This is a genomic window from Okeania sp. SIO3I5 (assembly GCF_010672085.1).
GTDB lineage: Bacteria > Cyanobacteriota > Cyanobacteriia > Cyanobacteriales > Microcoleaceae > Trichodesmium.
The window spans coordinates 17,689-38,602 of record NZ_JAAHHT010000014.1 but is presented as its reverse complement, the minus strand read 5'-3'; the positions used below and the strand labels follow the sequence as shown (position 1 = coordinate 38,602).

The 20,914-nt window shown below is 34.4% G+C and carries 16 protein-coding genes, 1 tRNA gene and 2 pseudogenes; 9 read left to right on the top strand and 10 right to left on the bottom strand.

Translation table 11 applies throughout. The annotated features are described in order from the left end of the window. Positions 1-191: 191 nt before the first annotated feature. From F6K40_RS04985 to F6K40_RS04960, 6 genes and pseudogenes are all read right to left on the bottom strand, one after another. Positions 192-425, bottom strand: a pseudogene (locus F6K40_RS04985) (DUF5340 domain-containing protein). 331 nt (positions 426-756) lie between these two features. Then, positions 757-897, bottom strand: coding sequence for a hypothetical protein (locus tag F6K40_RS04980; protein WP_293132218.1), 141 nt, complete (start codon positions 895-897; stop codon positions 757-759). A 104-nt stretch (positions 898-1,001) separates the two neighbouring features. Next, positions 1,002-1,895, bottom strand: a complete 894-nt coding sequence (gene trpC, locus F6K40_RS04975) for an indole-3-glycerol phosphate synthase TrpC (RefSeq protein WP_293132215.1) — start codon at positions 1,893-1,895, stop codon at positions 1,002-1,004. Between the two features lie 451 nt (positions 1,896-2,346). Next, positions 2,347-2,502, bottom strand: coding sequence for a hypothetical protein (locus tag F6K40_RS04970; RefSeq protein WP_293132212.1), 156 nt, complete (start codon positions 2,500-2,502; stop codon positions 2,347-2,349). Between the two features lie 2,015 nt (positions 2,503-4,517). Next, complete coding sequence (gene lpdA, locus F6K40_RS04965) at positions 4,518-5,948, bottom strand: dihydrolipoyl dehydrogenase (protein WP_293132210.1); 1,431 nt, start codon at positions 5,946-5,948, stop codon at positions 4,518-4,520. Positions 5,949-6,091: 143 nt separating this feature from the next. Next, positions 6,092-6,283: a hypothetical protein gene (locus F6K40_RS04960; protein ID WP_293132207.1), complete on the bottom strand. Its 192-nt coding sequence runs from the start codon at positions 6,281-6,283 to the stop codon at positions 6,092-6,094. A gap of 341 nt (positions 6,284-6,624) precedes the next feature. Between F6K40_RS04960 and F6K40_RS04955 the strand changes: the two genes are divergently transcribed. Continuing rightward, positions 6,625-6,882, top strand: a complete 258-nt coding sequence (locus F6K40_RS04955; protein WP_293132204.1) for a hypothetical protein — start codon at positions 6,625-6,627, stop codon at positions 6,880-6,882. A gap of 1,338 nt (positions 6,883-8,220) precedes the next feature. Here the strand turns inward: F6K40_RS04955 and F6K40_RS04950 are convergent. The 3 genes and pseudogenes from F6K40_RS04950 to F6K40_RS04940 all read right to left on the bottom strand — a co-directional run. Continuing rightward, a complete protein-coding gene (locus F6K40_RS04950) occupies positions 8,221-8,997 on the bottom strand; it encodes a TrmH family RNA methyltransferase (protein ID WP_293132257.1) in 777 nt (258 codons plus the stop codon). A 597-nt stretch (positions 8,998-9,594) separates the two neighbouring features. Further along, positions 9,595-9,678, bottom strand: a tRNA-Leu gene (locus F6K40_RS04945). A 1,001-nt stretch (positions 9,679-10,679) separates the two neighbouring features. After that, positions 10,680-11,348: pseudogene (locus tag F6K40_RS04940) on the bottom strand (alanine dehydrogenase); the annotation flags it as partial. 1,145 nt (positions 11,349-12,493) lie between these two features. Between F6K40_RS04940 and F6K40_RS04935 the strand changes: the two are divergent. The 4 genes from F6K40_RS04935 to F6K40_RS04920 all read left to right on the top strand — a co-directional run bounded on the left by F6K40_RS04935 (position 12,494) and on the right by F6K40_RS04920 (position 17,662). Next, a complete protein-coding gene (locus tag F6K40_RS04935) occupies positions 12,494-13,711 on the top strand; it encodes an RNA-guided endonuclease InsQ/TnpB family protein (RefSeq protein ID WP_293132202.1) in 1,218 nt (405 codons plus the stop codon). 178 nt (positions 13,712-13,889) lie between these two features. After that, positions 13,890-14,849 (top strand): MDR/zinc-dependent alcohol dehydrogenase-like family protein, encoded by a 960-nt coding sequence (locus tag F6K40_RS04930; RefSeq protein WP_293132200.1) that lies wholly within the window; start codon positions 13,890-13,892, stop codon positions 14,847-14,849. Between the two features lie 243 nt (positions 14,850-15,092). Further along, entirely contained in the window at positions 15,093-16,673 is a 1,581-nt protein-coding gene (locus tag F6K40_RS04925) for an MBOAT family O-acyltransferase (RefSeq protein ID WP_293132197.1), read from the top strand. Positions 16,674-16,681: 8 nt separating this feature from the next. After that, positions 16,682-17,662 (top strand): hypothetical protein, encoded by a 981-nt coding sequence (locus F6K40_RS04920; protein WP_293132194.1) that lies wholly within the window; start codon positions 16,682-16,684, stop codon positions 17,660-17,662. A 128-nt stretch (positions 17,663-17,790) separates the two neighbouring features. On the opposite strand, the gene F6K40_RS04915 is transcribed toward F6K40_RS04920, so the two are convergent. Beyond that, complete coding sequence (locus tag F6K40_RS04915) at positions 17,791-17,973, bottom strand: hypothetical protein (protein ID WP_365670182.1); 183 nt, start codon at positions 17,971-17,973, stop codon at positions 17,791-17,793. A gap of 245 nt (positions 17,974-18,218) precedes the next feature. On the opposite strand from F6K40_RS04915, the gene F6K40_RS04910 reads away from it, so the two are divergent. The 4 genes from F6K40_RS04910 to F6K40_RS04895 all read left to right on the top strand — a co-directional run. Beyond that, positions 18,219-18,857 (top strand): peroxiredoxin, encoded by a 639-nt coding sequence (locus F6K40_RS04910; RefSeq protein ID WP_293132192.1) that lies wholly within the window; start codon positions 18,219-18,221, stop codon positions 18,855-18,857. A gap of 356 nt (positions 18,858-19,213) precedes the next feature. Beyond that, positions 19,214-19,798, top strand: coding sequence for a Uma2 family endonuclease (locus tag F6K40_RS04905; RefSeq protein WP_293132190.1), 585 nt, complete (start codon positions 19,214-19,216; stop codon positions 19,796-19,798). 28 nt (positions 19,799-19,826) lie between these two features. Then, positions 19,827-20,411, top strand: coding sequence for a Uma2 family endonuclease (locus F6K40_RS04900; protein ID WP_293132187.1), 585 nt, complete (start codon positions 19,827-19,829; stop codon positions 20,409-20,411). 15 nt (positions 20,412-20,426) lie between these two features. Next, on the top strand, positions 20,427-20,914 hold a 488-nt coding region (locus F6K40_RS04895; protein WP_293132184.1), incomplete at its 3' end, for a Uma2 family endonuclease.

The window sequence follows — 20,914 nt, the reverse complement described above, 5'->3', positions numbered from 1 at the left end:
GGTAATTATTAATTGTTAATTATTAATTATTAATTATTTAAGCATCATACCCATGATTCACAAACCTAATGCCACTAAGCAGAATTAAAAATTCAAGATTCAAAATTCATGCATTATTACTTAGTAAGACTTTTAGTATTTTGTAACTGGTCAGTTATTTCTGCCATCCTGCACTAATATTGCTACATTAGTTAATATTTTTCAGCTTCATTAAGAGACCAGTGATATTCTATTGATAAATTTGTTTGTTTACAATTTTCTTCTAACTGCTTTTGCAGTACAAAAGCTTTTCTAACTGTCACAATAAGTTATTGAACTTTTTGATATTCTCTTGTATTAAAATCTACTGCCAAAATAGTATTTTTTTCTAATAACTGAAGTAGCAGTTCGTAATGAACATGAGAGGGAACTGGTATTGGTTCCATAGTTTTATCTATACAGTATATTTAGTTTAATTAAGGACTCCCCAAACTAAAGTTATAGAGATTATTGTACACAACGGCATAAATCTACATTACCTTGTTTTTGCTAGCTGACTACAGAAATATTCTTTTTTGAATCTAGCCATTTAAAAATATTCCTACAGCACAGTTAGTTCAGGTTGAAACTGAGCTATTCTATATTTTGAATTTAGTGCAGGATGGCAGAAATAAAAATTTGCAGTTACATGCATCCTAAAAGCTTTATTAACCAATACTTTTTAATTTTTAATTTTGACTTCCGCGTAGCGGTACTAGCCATTTTAAAAACATAAAACTATAGTGTTTTCACACTGAGATGTAAATCTAGATTCAGATTTTTTCTAATAAAAAAGCGTGCTGATTGAGTACCTATTCCCTTAGGTTTTTCAGTATTTAATGCTGTTTTATCTTCTTTGCCATTGCAAGAATGCACCAAACCCCCATTCCTTTTTAATAGCACTCTGTTTCCCCATCTCAAATAAAAACGCTATATATAAATCTCTGGTAGTTTCAATCTCCACTTTAAAATAGACATTCCTCTCAATCTTTATTTTCAGTAAATAACTCTAACAATGCTGTACCTGGATTTGTCTTTCTGATTAGAGATTCACCTATTAAAACAGTATTCACACCAGCATTTCTGACAACATTAATATCTTCAGGAGTATGTATTCCAGATTCACTTACCACTAAAATTCCAAGTTTTTTTAACTCTTTATTTTTAGCTTCCATCAGTTGACAAGTTGTTTGTAAATCTACTGAAAAATCTTCCAAGTTGCGATTATTTATACCAATTAATTTAACCCCTTCTATTGCCAATACCCGATCTAATTCTTGAAGAGTATGAACCTCAACTAAGGCAGTCATCCCTAAAGAATTAACTATTTTGATAAAATACTTTAAGTCTTGGTCTGATAAAATTGCTGCTATTAATAGTACAGCATCAGCTCCATGTAAACGAGCAAAGTAGATTTGATATGGATAAATTAGGAAATCTTTGCAAAGTATAGGTAAATCAACATTTGCCCTAATATTTGCCAAATTTTCAAAACTACCTTGAAAGAACTTCTTATCTGTTAAAACTGAGATACAAGTTGCACCATTTTCCTGATATGACTTAGCAATAGTAACTGGTTCAAAATCTTCTCTAATTACTCCTTTACTAGGAGAAGCTTTTTTAACTTCAGCGATTACAGCAGGTTGAGTTTTGCCTATTGATAATGTAGTCAAAAAATCTAGAGGAGGAAGCATTAAGTTAATCTTTTTTCTTAACTCAATTAAAGGTGTTTTGTCACGCCAATAATCTACCTCTTTTTCTTTATACCAAACTATTTCCTCTAGAATATTTTGAGCTTTTGACTCTGGTATAGAAACTTCATAACGTAAGTTACCCATTTCGACGGGTGGACTTGGCGGACGACGACGAATTTGCATTTATTTAAGATAAATTCCTTTGTTTTGATGATGTGTACTTGAGACTCTTCAGCTTTTTCCAGAGCCGAAAATTGGAAATTTTTCTACTCCCTAAATCCTGCCAAATTCTCTAGATTTAGAATTTACTGAAAAAGTCTTTTCTTAAAAGCTAGAGTCAGGATTCATAATTCTTGAAAAAATTTTTTACCATAGTTATTTCCCTCTACAGAAACTTCAGATAAATTCCTACATTTTGATAATTTTTACTTGAGATTTTTGAGTTTTTTCCAGAGCTGACAATTTGAAATTTTTCTACTCCCGAAATCCGGCAAAATTCTCTAGATTTAGTAATTTACTGAAAAAATCTTTTCTTAAAAGATAGAGTCAGGATTCATAATTACCGAAAAAATTCTGAACCATAGTTATTTCCCTCTCTAGAAACTTCCGATAATTTTCTACATTTTGAGAATTTTTACTTGATATCGTTTGAGCTTTTTCCAAAGTCTGCAATTTGAAATTCTGCTACTCCCGAAATCCAGCAAAATTCTCTAGATTTATAATTTACTGAAACAGTCTTTTCTGAAAAGCTAGAGTCAGGATTCATAATTCTTGAAAAATTTTTCACCATAGTTATTTCCCTCTACAGAAACTTCAGATAAATTCCTACATTTTGAGGATTTTCACTTGAGACTCTTCAGCTTTTTCCAGAAGCAACAATTTGAAATTCTGCTACTCCCGAAATCCAGCAAAATTCTCTAGATTTATAATTTACTGAAAAAATCTTTTCTTAAAAGATAGAGTCAGGATTCATAATTACCGAAAAAATTCTGAAGCATAGTTATTTCTCTCTATAGAAACTTCCGATAAATTCCTACATTTTGAGAATTTTTACTTGAGATTTTTGAGCTTTTTCCAAAGTCGGCAATTTGAAATTATGCTACTCCCAAAATCCGGCAAAATTCTCGAGATTTATAATTTACTGAAACAGTCTTTTCTGAAAAGCTAGAGTCAGGATTCATAATTCTTGAAAAATTTTTCACCATAGTTATTTCCCTCTACAGAAACTTCCGATAAATTCCTACATTTTGAGAATTTTTACTTGAGATTTTTTAGCTTTTTCCAGAGCTGACAATTTGAAATTATTCTACTTCCGAAATCCGGCAAAATTCTCGAGATTTATAATTTACTAAAAAAGTCTTTTCTGAAAAGCTAGAGGCTAGAGTCAGAATTTATAATTCTCTAAAAAATTATAAACCATAGTTATTTCCCTCTACAGAAACTTCCGATAAATTTCTACATTTTGAGGATTTTCACTTGAGACTCATCAGCTTTTTCCAAAGCCGAAAATTTGCAATTTTTCTACTCAGGAAATCCGGCAAAATTCTCGAGATTTATAATTTACTGAAAAGTCTTTTCTGAAAAGCTAGAGTCAGGATTCATAATTCTTGAAAAATTTTTCACCATAGTTATTTCCCTCTACAGAAACTTCAGATAAATTCCTACATTTTGAGAATTTTTACTTGAGATTTTTGAGCTTTTTCCAAAGTCGGCAATTTGAAATTATGCTACTCCCAAAATCCGGCAAAATTCTCGAGATTTATAATTTACTGAAACAGTCTTTTCTGAAAAGCTAGAGTCAGGATTCATAATTCTTGAAAAATTTTTCACCATAGTTATTTCCCTCTACAGAAACTTCCGATAAATTCCTACATTTTGAGAATTTTTACTTGAGATTTTTTAGCTTTTTCCAGAGCTGACAATTTGAAATTATTCTACTTCCGAAATCCGGCAAAATTCTCGAGATTTATAATTTACTAAAAAAGTCTTTTCTGAAAAGCTAGAGGCTAGAGTCAGAATTTATAATTCTCTAAAAAATTATAAACCATAGTTATTTCCCTCTACAGAAACTTCCGATAAATTTCTACATTTTGAGGATTTTCACTTGAGACTCATCAGCTTTTTCCAGAGCCGAAAATTTGCAATTTTTCTACTCAGGAAATCCGGCAAAATTCTCAAGATTTATAATTTACTGAAAAGTCTTTTCTGAAAAGCTAGAGTCAAGATTCATAATTCTTGAAAAAATTTTTAACCATAGTTATTTCCCTTTTTTCCAGAGCCGAAAATTTGCAATTGTTCTACTCCCGAAATCCTGCCAAATTCTCTATATTTAGAATTTACTAAAAACTCTTTTCTGAAAAGCTAGAGTCAGGATTCATAATTACCGAAAAATTTATGAACCATAGTAATTTACCTCTTTTTTACTGATGACTGAAAAAGTTTATTGTTAAATAGTGAATCTTAACTGAAAACTTTTAAAATTCAGACACCTGATTCCTACACTAAAGTATTACAACCTAATTAAGATTGCTATATTTTTGTGGATTTGATAGTATCAACCCTGTTAAATATACCATCAAATAGAGCAATTTCCTGAATCCTAAGCATTCAGTAGTCAGCCATCAGCTTCATTACCTTTAAAATGACGAAAAAGCAATTTAGAGATTTCAAATAATCAAAAGTATGGTTCATTAATGGATAATGAATAATGAAAATTATCTCGAATTATTAATTGGTAAAGAGAGGCTTTAAACCTCTGGAAATTAATTATCAATTATCCATTATCAATTATCAATTATCCAATAGCTAGTGAACAGTAGCTCGTTTAAATGCTTCATCCAAAACTTCCGACAAAGTAGGATGAGTATGCACATTAAAAGATAACTCATTAACAGACTGCCTTTTAGCCATAGCATTTGCTGCCTCTTGAATCAAGTCAGAAGCATGAAGACCAATAATATGTACCCCTAATAATTCTCCTGTATCCTTACGATAAATTACTTTAGCAATACCATCTGTTTCACCTTCAGCGATCGCCTTAGAATTACCCTTAAAATAAGTTCTGACACTGGCCACTTCAAATCCCTGTTCTTTGCCCAAATCTTTTGCTGCTGGTTCTGTCATACCAACATAGCTAATTTCTGGATGAGTAAAAGCTGCTGCCGGGATACTAAGATAATCAGCTTCCCGATAACGACCACAAATATTTTCCACCACCGTTACCCCTTGAGCAGATGCTGCATGAGCTAACATCATTTTTCCATTAGCATCACCGATCGCCCATAAATTAGGTACTGGTTCACCACTTGACAAAACAGCCATTTTGCTATTTACTGGAATAAACCCTCGGCGGTCAGTCTCTACCCCTACAGAATCTAGTCCCAAATCTTTTGTATAGGGAATACGACCTGTAGCAACCAGACAAGCATCTACTTCTAGAACTTCTTCTACTTCTTTAGTCTTAGTATCAGCAAGTTCAATAATTACCGGAGACCCAGGAATTACCTTCATAGCCAACTTACCAACTTTAGTCTCAATATCTCTTGACTGAATCAGAACCCTTTGGGCAATCTTAGCTATATCTGGATCGAAAGTAGGCATTAACTGATCTAATGCTTCAATCATTGTAATTTCAGACCCAAGGGCAGTGTAAATATCAGAAAATTCTAGTCCAATATAACCACTACCAATAATTGCAACCCAAGGTGGCAACCAGTCTAATTTAAGAGCATCATCACTGGTAAACACCGTCTTGCCATCCAACTCTATTCCAGGAGGAACAAAAGGTACCGATCCAGGAGCAAGTATAATATCTTTAGCAGTAAAATTTTCTTCTCCCTTGGACGTCTTAACCGTAACCTTTTGTTTTGCTGCTACCTTACCCCAACCTATAATCGTATCTACACCTAAACGTTTAAGGCTATTTGTCATATCGCCTCTTATTTTCGTAACAATGTTACTTGCATGAGAAGCAATTACCTCTCTGTCATAAGAAACATTATCTAATTGAATGCCCAGAGTTTTTAAGTGGTGAGTATCCCGTAATTCTCTAACTTTTCCAGATGCTGCCAAAAGTGCCTTAGATGGTATACAACCTCGATTAACACAAGTACCACCCATTTCTGCTACTTCTACAATAGCTGTTTTTAGGCCACAACTGTTAGCGTGTAATGCTGCACCATGTCCACCGACACCTGCACCAATAATTATTAAGTCGTAATCAAATTCTTGAGTCATCTCTGTTTTCTAAAACTTCTCAGTATGTTTGCAAAAACTATATATTAGGAATTTTTTAACTCCTTTAGCCTATCTCCCTAGAAATTAATTTAGCCTAACAAATCAGAATAAATTCTCTAAACAGAATTATTTATCAAATCAAATTAGATGTACTTATCCTGGTTTATCATCCAATTTTCAAATTCCTTTTTCCGAGCTTTAGGTACAGCCGTATAAAACACTGATGTATCATAACCTTCATTTTCAAAGCGACAAATATCAAGTGCTTGGTGATATTTGTTTTTTTGTGAAATTTCATATTTGGCATTGGTATAATATAGTTCCCATTCAGCCACTACCTAGCTCTAAATTGCTTAATAGTGGCTTCAGCTTGAATAGATATACCAAATGGTTTTTATCTATTACTTTCATCTACGCTGTTGAAACTCATCCCAATGCTAATACCTTATAATACAATAAGGCGGAAATGAAATAAATTTAATCTAGACCCAATATTTTAGAATCAGGACTTACCGAGAAAGCATAAATTAGGTTATAATAAAAGACTTTGTGCCTTGAAAAACAATAATCAGAGTAATAAACAAAGTATATTTTACTTCTAATGTCTCTATCTAAATCAACTGATTAGTTATCAGTTTAACTTTTAACTTAAATATATATTGAGGGGATAATTAATATGGATAAAAAAGAAATAGATATTCGTAATAGAGCAGCAAAAACATTTATGGATAACTTTGAGAAACAACTTGATATCGCTCTCCAAGAAACTCAAATTGAAGAGAATAATTCAGAACTCGCAAATACCCCCAAAAAATCAAAAGAATATCAGTCTGATGAAGAATTTAATCTATCAAAGTTAGAAGAAGCGATCGCTGACATAGATGAATATATTCAGACAAATCAGAAACAGCAACCATCATCTACCTCTGAATAAAAAAATCATAAGATTAGCTAAAAATAGAAAAGTATAGTCATTTCAAATAAGGATGAAACACTTTTTTTGCTGAACCCTTTCAAGGAAAGAAACACTCATCCCAGTCTTATTCATAATGACTATAATCATCAAAAAATAGGATGATATTCAAGAGAAAATTAGCTTATATAGGTTAACGGAAAGTATATCCTAAAAACCTCTTAAGTTAGCTCAACTAGATAGAAAAAATGTTAGAGAAGTTTAGGTCGTTACGTTAGAAATACAACTATCTAATATGTCAGATAAAAAAACTATAGCTATCGTTATGAATAGGAAAAATTTTTCTAATGCCAGTAATATTAACTACTATATCACTATCACTAATATAGAACACAAATATGTAACTTCAGAGTGGATATCTTCTATTTATTCGAGGGATAAATTTGGTGAAAGTTTTCTAGAGGGAAGCCAAAAGATGGTTAGGGATATAGAGAATATTAAGTTAGAGATAAAATCAGTCTAACAAGGCATTTTATTTACGGCTTACTGATTAAATCTAAATTTTTTTTACAGATAAAGGTAAGTGTCTTGTTAGGTATCAAAAAGTGCAAACTTTTAGGTTACTCAGGTTCAAAAATTTAGGATTTTTGGCGATAGTTGGATAGAAAAATCACAAGGTACGATTCTTCCGACTAACTCCTCTAAATTTCCCGTTTCTCCTGACTCCTAATTCTGTCAAAATACTTTATTCAGCAAACCCTATTTATTGCTCTGCTGATTAAATATGAAAGTATTTACAGATCAAGCTTTTAGCCTTTTTAAGTATTGAAAAAGTGGGAGATTTTGAGTTGAAAATCCTCAAAATGTTAGTCTTTTAGACGCATAGTTGGAAAGATAAATTGAAGAAGAATTCTAACTCCTAACTCCTCGAAATTCCCATTTCTACTGACTACTACAAAGAGCAAAAATATAGCACTACGCATTAAGATTAGGAAATTTGTCAATCCTGTTTGCGCAGCATGACCTAGGAAAACCCTTTTACAATCTGCTATTGCCTATTGCAAGAGTGCCTATTGCCTTTTCAAGTAGGGCTAAACTTTATTCAGCAAACCCTATTTAGTATTTTGCGCTTATACATTTATTATCTGGCATCAGTTAACTGAAGGTCTAAGAACCCATTAGGCTAACAAAGCGTTCAAGACCTGTACTAATAATTTTAATTTGGAAGCATTTCATACAGCAATCTCTGATCATTTTGTTGAGTGCTTAGATGAAAAAATCGACGTATTTACCACTTAATAAAAAAGAGAGTTTGGGATTTATTTGAGGTTAAAATTTTCTCAAGTATCCCTACTTTGATTAAGTTTGACGTTGACGTTGAACCTCATACAAAATTATAGCTGTACTTATAGCAACATTTAAAGATTCTACTCCATTACTCAAAGGAATTTTGACAGAATAATCAGCAAAATCAATCAAGTCTTTTGAAATACCAGAACCTTCATTTCCCAAAACTATTAATGTAGGTTTTCGTAAATCTATCTCCCAATAGTTAATATTTGAATTAGGAACTGTAGCTATAATTTGCAGACCTTGACTTTGTAATTCTAATACCTCAGTCTTTAGGTCTTTAGATATTGCCATAGGTAACTGAAACCATACTCCAGCTGAAGCTCGAACTACTTTAGGATGATGCAGATCTACAGTATCCGTACTTAACCACAGACCATCTATATTTGTTGCCGTAGCTGTCCTGATTATAGTACCCAAATTACCCGGATCTTGTATTTTATCTAAAGCAATTCCCAAGCTCGTAATTTTCAGACAATTTGTTGGTTTTTGTGGTGCTATAGCCACTACTCCATCAGGATTAACCGTTGTTGCTAGAGAGCTAAGAACCCTGGCACTTACTAATTCTATCCTTTGACTTTTTTGCGATACTAATTCCGATAAATATTTATGTTTTTCTTGCCACTCAGGTGTACAACAGACAGTTATAAGAGGATAATTTCTCCTACAAGCTTCTTCTAACAAATGAGTTCCTTCAACTAAAAATAATTGCTGTTCCCGCCTTCCTTTTGATTGGTGAAGTTGGCGAATTTGCTTTACCAAAGGATTTTGTAAACTGGTCAGCACTGTCAATCTTTACATCCCTTATTTAGTATTTCTATTTGAGAAGTGAAAGAGGAACGAGATGCTTTTTATATACAAGAAATACTGGAGATGTTATATCAATTCTTCAAAGTATAGCTCTACTAGGAAGCTGTAAAAAAACATTGAATTGAATATAACTTACTAAATACCGAGCATTCACGTCAACAAATAATATTTGTAACTATGAAATCTCACTCTAGAAAAGTTTCTAGTCATTAGTATTATCTACTGTTTTCTCTTGCTTGTTCTATTTTCCTTTTTCCTCCCCATTAGGTTTTTAGATTGTGTCTCTATTAAATACCCACAATAAAAATTTTAGTGAATAGGGAGCAATTTGAAAGAGAAAAACATTTTTATCATGTTTATTATTGAAATTTACACAAGTTTTAGAGTCTTAAATATAGCCAAAACTCTCTTTATGAGAGGCAAATACGTCAATATTGTTAGTCAACTAATCAAAAAAAACGGAAAGAAATACCTGTACGAAAAGCATACATTGCATTGCATCAGTATCTGTCTTCAAAGGTATTCCCCTCGGAGTATATTTAGCGAGAGTCCTTTTGCAACATCTCAGATAGATGCGGAACCCGGGACTTGAACCCGGAAGTCCTTGCGAACACTAGAACCTGAATCTAGCGCGTCTACCAATTCCGCCAGTTCCGCTAACTGACAATTCTCTATTTTTGCCGATCTATTCAAATTTGTCAATTACAATTATTTTTTTATAAGTAAAACTAAGGTTTTTCTATATTTTATTCGTAATTTCAAATCTTTTAAATTGTTACACAACTTAATAAAACGAAGCTTATTGAGAATATTCTCATTTAGTTTTACGTATTTACGTCATTTGACAGATTTAGTACAATAGTGTACATTAATGTATAATCTTGCAGGGCATTTTAACTTTATCTAAATTAGACATCTATAAATGTATTTATACCGTTAGCTGTAATCACATAATAGCTATTTCAAAAATCATAAGTAGTTTTTTTAGTTCACAAAGCTTAACACTTTTCTAAACGGTGTTTGACAAAATCAACTTTCGATGATAATTAAATCATAAGTTAATTGAATTTTTCTATAAGTGGTTTGTTTGAGAATTAATTTTACTTAGAGTTTGCTGATTAAAGCTGAAAGCTTTTTAAACTCAAGCTGTCAGCCTTTTTAGGTGTCGAAAAAGTGCCAGCTTTTAGGTCTTGAAAGTTCAAAAATTTAGGATTTTAGGCTAAGGCGAGGCCGAAAAATTAAGGGATGATTTTTCCAACTACCTTCTGACGAACTCCCTCCAACTCTTGAGTATTAACTACTCCCTACTCCCCTACGGGCGATTCGCTTGCTCGCCCCTACTCCCTGCCTTCAGCATTAGACTTTTTCAGCAAGCCCTACTTAAAGTTTGCTGATTTTAGCACTGTGAGGTATTTCAATTCCTACTACTGGGTTTGAAACCATTTTCGATTTAAAAAATCTTAAAGTATCGGTAATTTTTTTTGCCCCACTCTTGCCCAAAATGCGCTCCTTTTTGAGCATGAAGAGCTGAAAACCAGATACTTTTTCAAGAGCTAAAAAGGCTAAAACCTTTATATTTGAATTCTTTGAGATTTAATCAACAAGCCATACCTAGTAGAAAGGAATTAAATTAGCTAATCCAACTTTCTGAGTCTTTATTACTTAGATAGATCCGGAAATACTTCTCGGACAGCAGGATGAACCAAAACATGGTCTTTAACATTCAATCCCTTAGCCAATGCCGGATTCATTTCTAAAGCTTTACTACCATAATTAGCTAACTGCACTACATAAGGCAAAGTGCTATTATTCAAAGCTTGAGTAGCTGTCCAGGGAACTGCTCCTGGCATATTAGGCACTCCATAATGTACGACACCTAATTCAACATAAGTAGGATTTGTATGAGAAGTAGGACGTAGAGTTTCCACACAACCACCTTGATCTACAGCCACATCAATAATTACAGAACCAGAACGCATCTGCTCAACCAAACTTTTAGGAACTAACACTGGAGAACGACGACCAGGAACCAAAACTGCCCCTACAACTAAATCACAATCGGCTACTGCTGCTTCTATAGCAGAAGAACTACTATATAGTAACTCTACCCTTGAGCCAAATAGAGTCTCTAAATAAGCCAACCTTTCCAAATTAATATCCACAATTTGGACTTTGGCGCCCAAGCCAACAGCAATTTTAGCGGCCTCTGTACCAACTATCCCTCCTCCTAAAATTACAACCTTGCCAGGACTAACACCAGGAACTCCCCCCAATAGAACACCTCTACCACCTTGTTGCCTTTCCAAAAATCTTGCCCCAAACTGCACANTAAAGATGAGGTACAGTTACGATCCCCCTAAATCCCCCTTGAAAAGGGGGACTTTGAAGACTCCCCCCTTTTTAAGGGGGGCAGGGGGGATCTAAAACTGTATCTCACCAATTTGAGAAACGCTATACCACAAACACTAAATTACCTTATTTTTTTAGTTAAGTTTTAAGCGATCGCCTACTTTTTTGCCTTTTTTATTCTTTATGCTACTTGAGGAGTCATGTAGAAAACTTTTTTGAGAAATTACTTTTTCTTGCTTTTAAAAAATTAGGTTTGTTTTTCAGCACACCTACATTTAATCTTAGGTAAGTACTTTATACCCACCATTTTGTCAAGTTATAGAATTTCTTGAATATTTGCACTTGTTTGAATTTTGTTTTTTTGAGGTTGTCTAATTCTTGTGAAAATTAGCATATTTGAGATGAGATTAACGTGAATACTAGGTTTTAGACTTCTTGAGAAGAGTATTTTTTAGATTTATGTACAACATTGGCACAATATCTTATGTACAGATTATGATACCAAATCTCTGAAATAACGCAAGCTCGTGAAATATTTTGTCATAATCTTGAAAAAATCAGGCTTATTCGATTTAGAAAAACAATATTAAAAGCTAATGTGATTAGTAAAATCTATGATTTAGCGATCGCCCTTTACTTTTGTTTTTTGAAATTTTTTTTGCAATACTTAAGAAAAATACCACTAGAGGTAGTCAAAATTTTCCAATTGCTTTGTTATGCTATAAATATTGACGGTGATTGCTCTATCTTTGAATTTTTACCTTTTTAGAGTTAGTTGTGAGGTTTTCTACAATTTATCTAATGTTGGCTTTTATACCCGCGCTCTCCCGTAGGGGAGCGTCGGGATGAATGCCAATCAATTTTGCGGTAAATCAGACGATTCTTCTACACTTCTATCGACTTGAGATTTCTTATCCTGCGATTCAGTCGGCAAGCTGTCTATAAAATCACTGATTAGTTGGGTCATAGTTTTTTGCTGCTCAACTGCGTATAACCTAAGCTTATCTAATCTCTGCTGACTTATTCGACAATGTAATGACGTCTTCATGCTTTTGTGTTGCAATTGTGTACATAATCTATTATAGTGTAGATATGTTGAAAGTAAACACAACGTCTATAAAAGTTGAAGGCCAGATACAAATATCGAATCTACCCTAATAATATTCAGATAGTTAAGTTAAATCAGCTATTTGGCTGCTGTAGGTATGTATGGAACAATGCTTTATCCCACTGTCATCAATTATATTCCAGTGGACACAAAAAGCCAAGCTATGTTGACTTGACTAAACAATTCATAACTCAAGCCAAAAGGGAATTAATTTGGTTAAAGGAAGTTGCTTCCACCCCTTTGCAGCAATCCCTTAAAGATTTAGACCAAGCATATAAAAATTTTTTTGATCGCTGTGGTGGTAAGCGCAAAGGCATTAAAGTCAAACCTCCTAAATTTAAGTCTAGAAAATCTAGGCAATCAGCTAGATTTGTAGGGGCTAATTATAAAGTTGAGCAAGATAAAATCTATTTGCCAAAGATAGGCAAGATTAAGGTTGTTTGGTCTAGAGCTTTAGCATCAAAATCTAGTTCAGTCACAATCATTAGAGATTCGGCTAATCGCTATTTTGCTAGCTTTGTTGTTCAAACAAATGCTGAGTATTTACCCAAGTCTAATAATTCAGTTGGAATTGATTTAGGTATTTCAACATTTGCAACTTTGAGTAATGGGGCTAAGATTTTATCCCCTAAGCCACTTAAAAATAACTTGAAAAAATTAGCTAAATTGCAGCGCAAATTTAGTCGTACTGAGAAAGGGAGTAATCGTTGGGAAAAGGCTAGACTAAAAGTAAGCAAGCTTCATACCAGGATTAAAGATATCAGGACTGATTTCTTGCACAAGTTATCCACTAAATTAGCTAAAGAATACGACACTATTGTTTTAGAAGACTTGAATGTTTCTGGTATGGTTAAAAACCGTAAGTTGTCTAAAGCAATCAGTGATTTAGGTTGGCGACAATTTAGAACATTAACTGAGGCAAAGTGTAAGAAATATGGTCGTGAATTTAGAGTCATTGATAGATGGCAACCTACCTCGCAAAAATGTTCACATTGTGGCTTCAGAGGAGGCAAAAAAGAGCTTGATGTTCGTGAGTGGACTTGTTTGAATTGTGGAGCAGTCCACGATAGAGATATTAATGCTGCTGTTAATATTTTAGAAATTGTCCAACCAAAAACCAAGGTTGAAATAATTGAAGAAGTAGCAGAAATTCCTGTGCAACTATCACTTTTTGAGGAAGTCGCCGACGGACAGCGGTCGATTATATTAAAAACGGACACGGAGCCGACGTAAGACTACCCCTAAAAAGGTAGCAAACTGCAATGATGTGTCAACCCCCCCTGAGTCTTTCGTGCAGCTTAGTCTGTTCGAGTAATGGATGGGAATCCCGCGCTGTACCGCAGGTCAGCGTCGGGAGGATGTCAATCAATAATCAAATTAATGAAACCTACCCAAAAAAGATAAATCAAGAATGAAAGGAATCTGGCTAGAAAACCAACAACTCCAACTCCGCACTGACCTCCTGACACCCGAACCTCCACCAGGAGAAGCACTTGTCCGGGTCTTGCGTGCTGGTATCTGCAATACAGACCTAGAACTTCTCAGAGGTTACTATCCTTACAAAGGAATCTTAGGCCATGAATTTGTCGGTGTGGTGGAACAAGGTCCTGAAAATTTACTCAATCAAAGAGTAGTGGGAGAAATTAATGCTGCTTGTGGTAAGTGTCGCTTTTGCTTGAGCAACCAACCCACTCATTGTGAAAATCGGACAGTCTTGGGAATAGTTAACCGCAATGGAGCTTTTGCTGAATATCTGACCTTGCCAGTTAAAAATCTTCATCCTGTACCTGAAAATGTCTCAACCGATGAAGCTACTTTTACTGAACCAGTCGCAGCAGCATTAGAAATTCAGCAACAAATACAAATTTCCCCAGTAGATAAAGTTTTAGTTGTAGGAGATGGCAAACTTGGACAGTTAGTCTCACAAACTTTAGCTTTAACCGACTGTCAGTTATTGGTTATTGGTCGTCATCGGGAAAAGTTGGCAAATTTAGAAGATAGAGGAATTAAAACTGGGTTTGTTGATGCAGTTACTACAGGAGCTTTTGATATTGCAGTGGAATGTACGGGGAACCCAGAAGGATTTGCGATCGCTCGTCGCGCTCTGCGTCCCCGTGGTACTTTGGTTCTCAAAAGCACTTATGCAGGGAATCTGAGTTTGGATATTTCGTCGTTGGTGGTGGATGAAATTACTTTAATTGGTTCTCGTTGCGGACCTTTTGAACGAGCGTTAGAAATTTTATCACAAAATAAGGTAAATGTCAAGCCTTTAATTCAAGCTCATTATCCTCTAGAATCGGGAATGGATGCTTTTGCTCATGCTCAGAAGAAGGGAGTATTAAAAGTATTAGTTGATATTGGGGGAGAATAAAATAATTGATAGTGGGTGCTGATAGTGGAAATAGTTTGGTTAACTAGGATAAGGTGAGTTGGGGATAAAAAGTTTGGGCAAGGGATGGCTGGCACTTTAGTAATTGTTTTAATTGTCAAATCTTAGCCTATACTGTTTTTACTAGCTTTAACTTTCAGAGTGATTATCCTCATAAAGTTTAAAGGATTTGAATAACGGGGCATCTACATTTATGGATTTCAAAATCATATTGACCTCTAAACTATGCTATTCAATTCTATCGAATTTATGTTTGCCTTTCTGCCGCTGACCCTGTTAGTTTTTTATCAGATTGGTAGAAGAGGTTATCAAAAATGGGCAATTGCTTGGCTAGTAGCAGCCTCCTTATTTTTCTACAGTTGGTGGAACCCATCATATTTGGCCTTGCTTATCTTTTCCATCTTATTTAACTATTATCTAGGTTCTGCCCTTAGCGGTAAATTTCAGTTACCTGTGAGTCAAAAATGGCAGTTAGCTTTTGGAATTATAGTTAATCTTGCTCTAATTGGTTATTTTAAATACGCCAACTTCTTTGTCTCTACTGTCAACGACTTAGTAGGGACAAATTTTAATCTGCATCGAATTATCCTACCATTGGCCATTTCTTTCTTTACTTTTCAGCAGATTGCTTATCTAGTAGATGCTTACAGAGGTGAAACTAAGGAATACAACTTTCTAAATTACTGCCTGTTTGTGAGTTTCTTCCCACAACTTATTGCTGGACCTATTGTTCACCACAAAGATATACTACCTCAATTTGCCCAAAAATCCCTTTACAGATTCAATTATGAAAACCTGACAGTAGGGCTAACAATTTTCTCTCTCGGACTTTTCAAAAAGGTAGCCCTTGCTGATACTGTAGCTGTTTATGCAACTCCAGTCTTTAATGCTGCAGCAACTGGAGGCCAGATTGCATTCCTTGAGGCTTGGGGAGGGGTATTAGCTTATACAATGCAGCTTTATTTCGATTTTTCGGGGTATTCGGATATGGCTATAGGGGCAGCAAGAATGTTTGGTATCAAGCTACCTGTGAATTTCAACTCGCCATATAAATCAGTGAATATCATAGACTTTTGGCGTCGGTGGCACATAACCTTATCTCATTTCTTGCGGGATTATCTCTATATTCCTTTGGGAGGGAGTCGCAAGGGAAAAGTACGGCGTTTTTTCAATTTAATGATTACTATGCTGCTTGGAGGTCTATGGCATGGGGCTGGTTGGACTTTCGTTTTTTGGGGTGGGTTACATGGTGTTTACCTGATTATTAACCACCAATGGCATTCTTTCAGGCGATCGCTAGGTCACGATCTAAATAAAATTCATTGGTGGGGGAGAATTTTGGGTTGTTGGCTGACTTTTATGGCTGTGGTTGTTGCCTGGATATTTTTTCGAGCTGAGAATATGGAAGCAGCTTTCAACATTCTCCGAGGTATTAGTGGAGCTAATGGTATTGTTTTTCCTGAAAGGCTGGCTGATATGTTGGGAATCAAATTCATTCTTTCCCATCTAGGAGTAACTTTTAAAATAGGTGGAGTAACACGTCTGCTTTCTACTTATATCGATCTAATTTTTCTCTTAACTATTGCTTGGTTATTTCCCAATACTCAGGAGTGGATGGCACAATACCAGCCTGTTTTAAAGACAGAACAAAAATTGGATAATTCTCAGGGAACTTATAACTTTTGGCGCAAATTACAATGGCAACCTACACTACCTTTTGCTCTAATAGTCGGAAGTTTGATATTTTTTAGCTTAAAAACATTTTTGAGCGCTAAAGTTAGCGAATTTTTGTACTTTAATTTTTGAGAAACAAAATGGAAAAACCCTATTTTAAACAGGTTAGTTTAGGGATTTTAATTAGCTGTATACTTTTTTTAATAGTTGTTTGGTTTCAAGTTGATAGCCCTACAGAATCTTCCCGTTGGATTGACAAAATTCAGCAAATTAAATTACAGCAGGCTGATTCGATCAAAAAGCCAAAGTTAGTGGTAGTTGGTGGCTCTGGTGCTTTGTTTGGTATAAGTTGTAAAGCTATCAAGAAATCTACAGACATTCCCTGCATAAACGGAGGCACACATGCAGGACTAGACCTTGATTATATCCTGTATTTTGGTCGTCAACTTGCCAAGTCGGGAGATACTGTTATTTTGGTTTTAGAACATAGTCTTTATAGCTATGACAGTCAAATAAGTAATGTTTTAATTGATTATGTATTTAGTCGCGAACCCCAGTACATCCTCTCCCTTAATTTCATGGAAAAAATAAGATTCATTGGAGGTCTTTCTTTCAAGAGAATAGCTTTGGGCTGGGTGTCTAAGTTGACAAAAAACCAAAAAATTACTACTGGTTATCAAGCTACAACGATTAATGAATATGGAGATGAAACAGATAATCTTGAAGTTAAGATGACAAATGTTCATAAGCAACAAATTGCACGACTAAAACCCATGAAGTTTGGTAAGCAATATTTACTCTCTGCTGAAGCCCAGAAAATTATCCGTGAATTCGTAAATTGGTGTCATCAAAATAACATTGAGGTTATTGCTAATTGGCCTAATACAGTTTGGTTTGAAGAATATAAAAAACCTGAAGCCGAAAAATACTTTCAAAGCATCCAAGATTTTTATCAATTGATTGAGGTTCCTATTATAGGTAAACCTATAGATTTTATGTATGACACATCTTTCTTTTACGATACAACTTATCATCTCAATGATCGGGGAACTCGCCTAAGAACTAAAAAATTAATTGAATTAATCCAGCCTTATTTGGATAAATTACTTCCTTCCCCCTAGAATATTTATAATTTAGTAAACAAAACTATATTGATCTTATTCAGACTGTATCATAATTATTTTTGATTATCACTTCCCTACTCCCCTACTCCCTACTCTCTGTTAGGAATTAACCTTATCGTACCAACTCACAAATTTAGGTTCATATCAATACAATTAATTGCTTTTTCTGAAAGAGCAACTTGAGGGCGTACAGGATATTTTAGATGATAATCTCCAGTCAAAAATAGACAATTAGGACAGGGAATATTGTGCATCCTTTGAGCGCGACGGACTGAATCAGCGATCACCCCATCTATACTCCAAACCATTACAATTAATTATCAATCCCCAAGCAAAGAGAAAGCAAAGAGGAATCAAAAATGGCTGTATGGCATGAATTACAAAGTAAAGAAGTTGAAACATAGCCAGTTAAACATAAAATTAGATAATTTTAAACTTAACCTAATTTAATCTAATTTTTAAGAATATCTAAAGTTGAAAGCTTAAATCCCGATAGGATGAAACTATAGACTATAGACAATTGTTCACTATAAACAATATAGGAAGTTAAGCTATGGCCTTAAGACTAGGTGACACAGTACCCAACTTTACTCAAAATTCTTCTGAAGGACAAATCAGCTTTTACGACTGGGCAGGGGATAGTTGGGTAGTACTATTCTCTCACCCTGCTGATTTTACACCAGTTTGTACAACAGAATTAGGCACGGTTGCCAAACTGAAACCAGAATTTGACAAGCGTGGAGTTAAAGTTATTGCTCTAAGTGTGGATGACGCAGAATCTCACAAAGGTTGGATTGGGGATATTAATGAAACCCAAAGTACAACTGTTAATTATCCTATTTTGGCAGATGTGGATAAAAGGGTTTCTGACTTGTACGATATGATTCATCCTAACTCTTTAAATAATCTGACAATTCGGACTGTTTTTATCATCGACTCTCAAAAGAAACTCCGTCTTTCTATTACTTATCCTGCAAGTACAGGTCGTAATTTTGATGAAATTCTCAGAGTAATTGACTCTTTACAACTAACAGATAATTATCAAGTTGCTACTCCTGTAAATTGGAATGATGGAGATGATTGTGTGATTGTTCCTTCTCTGAAAGATCCAGAAGTATTGAAAGAAAAATTCCCTAAAGGTTACACAGAAGTTAAGCCATATTTACGGATGACTCCTCAACCTAATAAGTAAGTAGATTTATAATTGAATTTAAGGATTAAGAGTTTGACTAAGATTCTTAATCCTTAATTATTTTAAGCATTCAGCATTCAGCTTTTAGCTATAGCAATCATATTTCAGTTGTGAGATTTTAGTAGTAATTAGGAGTCAGGAGTCAGAATATGAAAGAATTTTGATTGAGCTTAATGGTTCTTAAATTCTATCAAAATCATTCCTGATTGCTATATCAGCTATTAACTTATTATTTTAGAACTAGAATTTAAAATTATGTTTGTTTAGTATTCCGCAGAAAAGAAAAAGGTCACTAGCTAACTAAGTCAAGTTATGACCTTCATGCATCTGAATACTTACATTTTAGGAGGAAAAATATGATTGAAGAACCGATTATTTTACAAATGCTTCCAGATTTGAAAATGACAGAGGAACAATTGTTTGAATTCTGTCAAATTAATCGAGATTTACGCATAGAAACTAATAAATTTGGAGAGTTATTAATTATGTCTCCCACTGGTTCAGAAACCGGAAATAGAGAAGGTAATACTTTTGGGCAGCTATGGGTATGGTCAGAACAAGATGGTACAGGTATAGTTTTCAGTTCAAGCACTGGATTTACTCTTTCTACAGGAGCTAAAAAATCCCCTGATGTTTCTTGGATAAAATTAGAAAGATGGAATAGTTTATCCCAAGAAGAAAAAGAAAAGTTTGCTCCTATTTGCCCGGATTTTGTAGTGGAATTAATGTCGCCTTCTGATAATCTGAAAACCCTGCAAGAAAAAATGACAGAATATATGGAAGAACCGGGAGTAAAACTAGGTTGGTTAATCGATAGAAAAGGGAGAAAAGTTTATATTTATCGTCCTGGAATGCCTACCGAATGTTTAGAAAATCCTGAGAGTGTAAGTGGAGAACCAGTATTACCTGGATTTGTTTTAAATATGAGCAAAGTTTGGTAAAAAAGTTTGGTAAATAGGACAGAAAATTATGATTGATGATTTGATGATTTTACAAATACCTCCAAGCTTAAAAATGACAGACGAACAATTTTTTGATTTCTGTCAAGTTAACCGAGATTTACGCATAGAAACTAATAAATTTGGAGAGTTATTAATTATGTCTCCCACAGGTTCAGAAACAGGAAATAGAGAATTAAATATATGTGTACAACTAGGGTTATGGTCAGATGAAGATGGTACGGGTTTAGCTTTCAGTTCCAGCACTGGATTTACTCTTTTTACAGGAGCAAAAAAATCTCCTGATGCTGCTTGGATAAAATTAGAAAGATGGCAGAGTTTATCTCAAGAACAGAAAGAAAAGTTTGCTCCTATTTGCCCAGACTTTGTAGTGGAATTAATGTCGCCTTCAGATAATCTGAAAACTCTACAAGAAAAAATGACAGAATATATGGAAGAACCGGGAGTAAAACTAGGTTGGTTAATTGATAGAAAAGGGAGAAAAGTTTATATTTATCGTCCAGGAATGCCTACCGAATGTTTAGAAAATCCTGACAGTGTCAGTGGGGAACCAGTATTACCTGGATTTGTTTTAAATATGAGCAAAGTTTGGTAAATAGGAGGAAAAAGTATGTGGTCAAATCCAATTGTTTTAAAAATACCTTCAGATTGGAATATCACAGAGGAAAAGTTTTTTGAATTCTGTCAAATTAACCGAGATTTACGCATCGAAACTAATAAATTTGGAGAGTTATTAATTATGTCTCCGAGTGGTTCAGAAACTGGAAATCGCAGCCTCGGTATAGCAGCACAATTATATTTTTGGGCAGAAACAGAAGGTAATGGTATTGCGTTTGATTCCAGTGCCGGATTTACTCTTTCCACAGGAGCAGAAAAATCTCCTGATGCTTCCTGGATAAAATTAGAAAGATGGCAGAGTTTATCTCAAGAACAAAAAGAAAAGTTTGCTCCTATTTGCCCAGACTTTGTAGTGGAATTAATGTCACCTTCAGATAACCTAAAAACTCTCCAATCAAAAATGACAGAATATATGGAAGAACCAGGAGTAAAATTAGGTTGGTTAATTGATAGAAAGCAAAGGAAAGTTTATATTTATCG

What these genes read in the sequence shown, in the direction of transcription:
- trpC (WP_293132215.1), bottom strand. Translation starts at nt 1,895, where the DNA reads ATGCAAATTCGTCGTCGTCCGCCAAGTCCACCCGTCGAAATGGGTAAC.
- F6K40_RS04970 (WP_293132212.1), bottom strand. Translation starts at nt 2,502, where the DNA reads ATGGTGAAAAATTTTTCAAGAATTATGAATCCTGACTCTAGCTTTTCA.
- lpdA (WP_293132210.1), bottom strand. Translation starts at nt 5,948, where the DNA reads ATGACTCAAGAATTTGATTACGACTTAATAATTATTGGTGCAGGTGTC.
- F6K40_RS04955 (WP_293132204.1), top strand. Translation starts at nt 6,625, where the DNA reads ATGGATAAAAAAGAAATAGATATTCGTAATAGAGCAGCAAAAACATTT.
- F6K40_RS04930 (WP_293132200.1), top strand. Translation starts at nt 13,890, where the DNA reads ATGAAAGGAATCTGGCTAGAAAACCAACAACTCCAACTCCGCACTGAC.
- F6K40_RS04925 (WP_293132197.1), top strand. Translation starts at nt 15,093, where the DNA reads ATGCTATTCAATTCTATCGAATTTATGTTTGCCTTTCTGCCGCTGACC.
- F6K40_RS04920 (WP_293132194.1), top strand. Translation starts at nt 16,682, where the DNA reads ATGGAAAAACCCTATTTTAAACAGGTTAGTTTAGGGATTTTAATTAGC.
- F6K40_RS04915 (WP_365670182.1), bottom strand. Translation starts at nt 17,973, where the DNA reads ATGGTTTGGAGTATAGATGGGGTGATCGCTGATTCAGTCCGTCGCGCT.
- F6K40_RS04910 (WP_293132192.1), top strand. Translation starts at nt 18,219, where the DNA reads ATGGCCTTAAGACTAGGTGACACAGTACCCAACTTTACTCAAAATTCT.
- F6K40_RS04905 (WP_293132190.1), top strand. Translation starts at nt 19,214, where the DNA reads ATGATTGAAGAACCGATTATTTTACAAATGCTTCCAGATTTGAAAATG.
- F6K40_RS04900 (WP_293132187.1), top strand. Translation starts at nt 19,827, where the DNA reads ATGATTGATGATTTGATGATTTTACAAATACCTCCAAGCTTAAAAATG.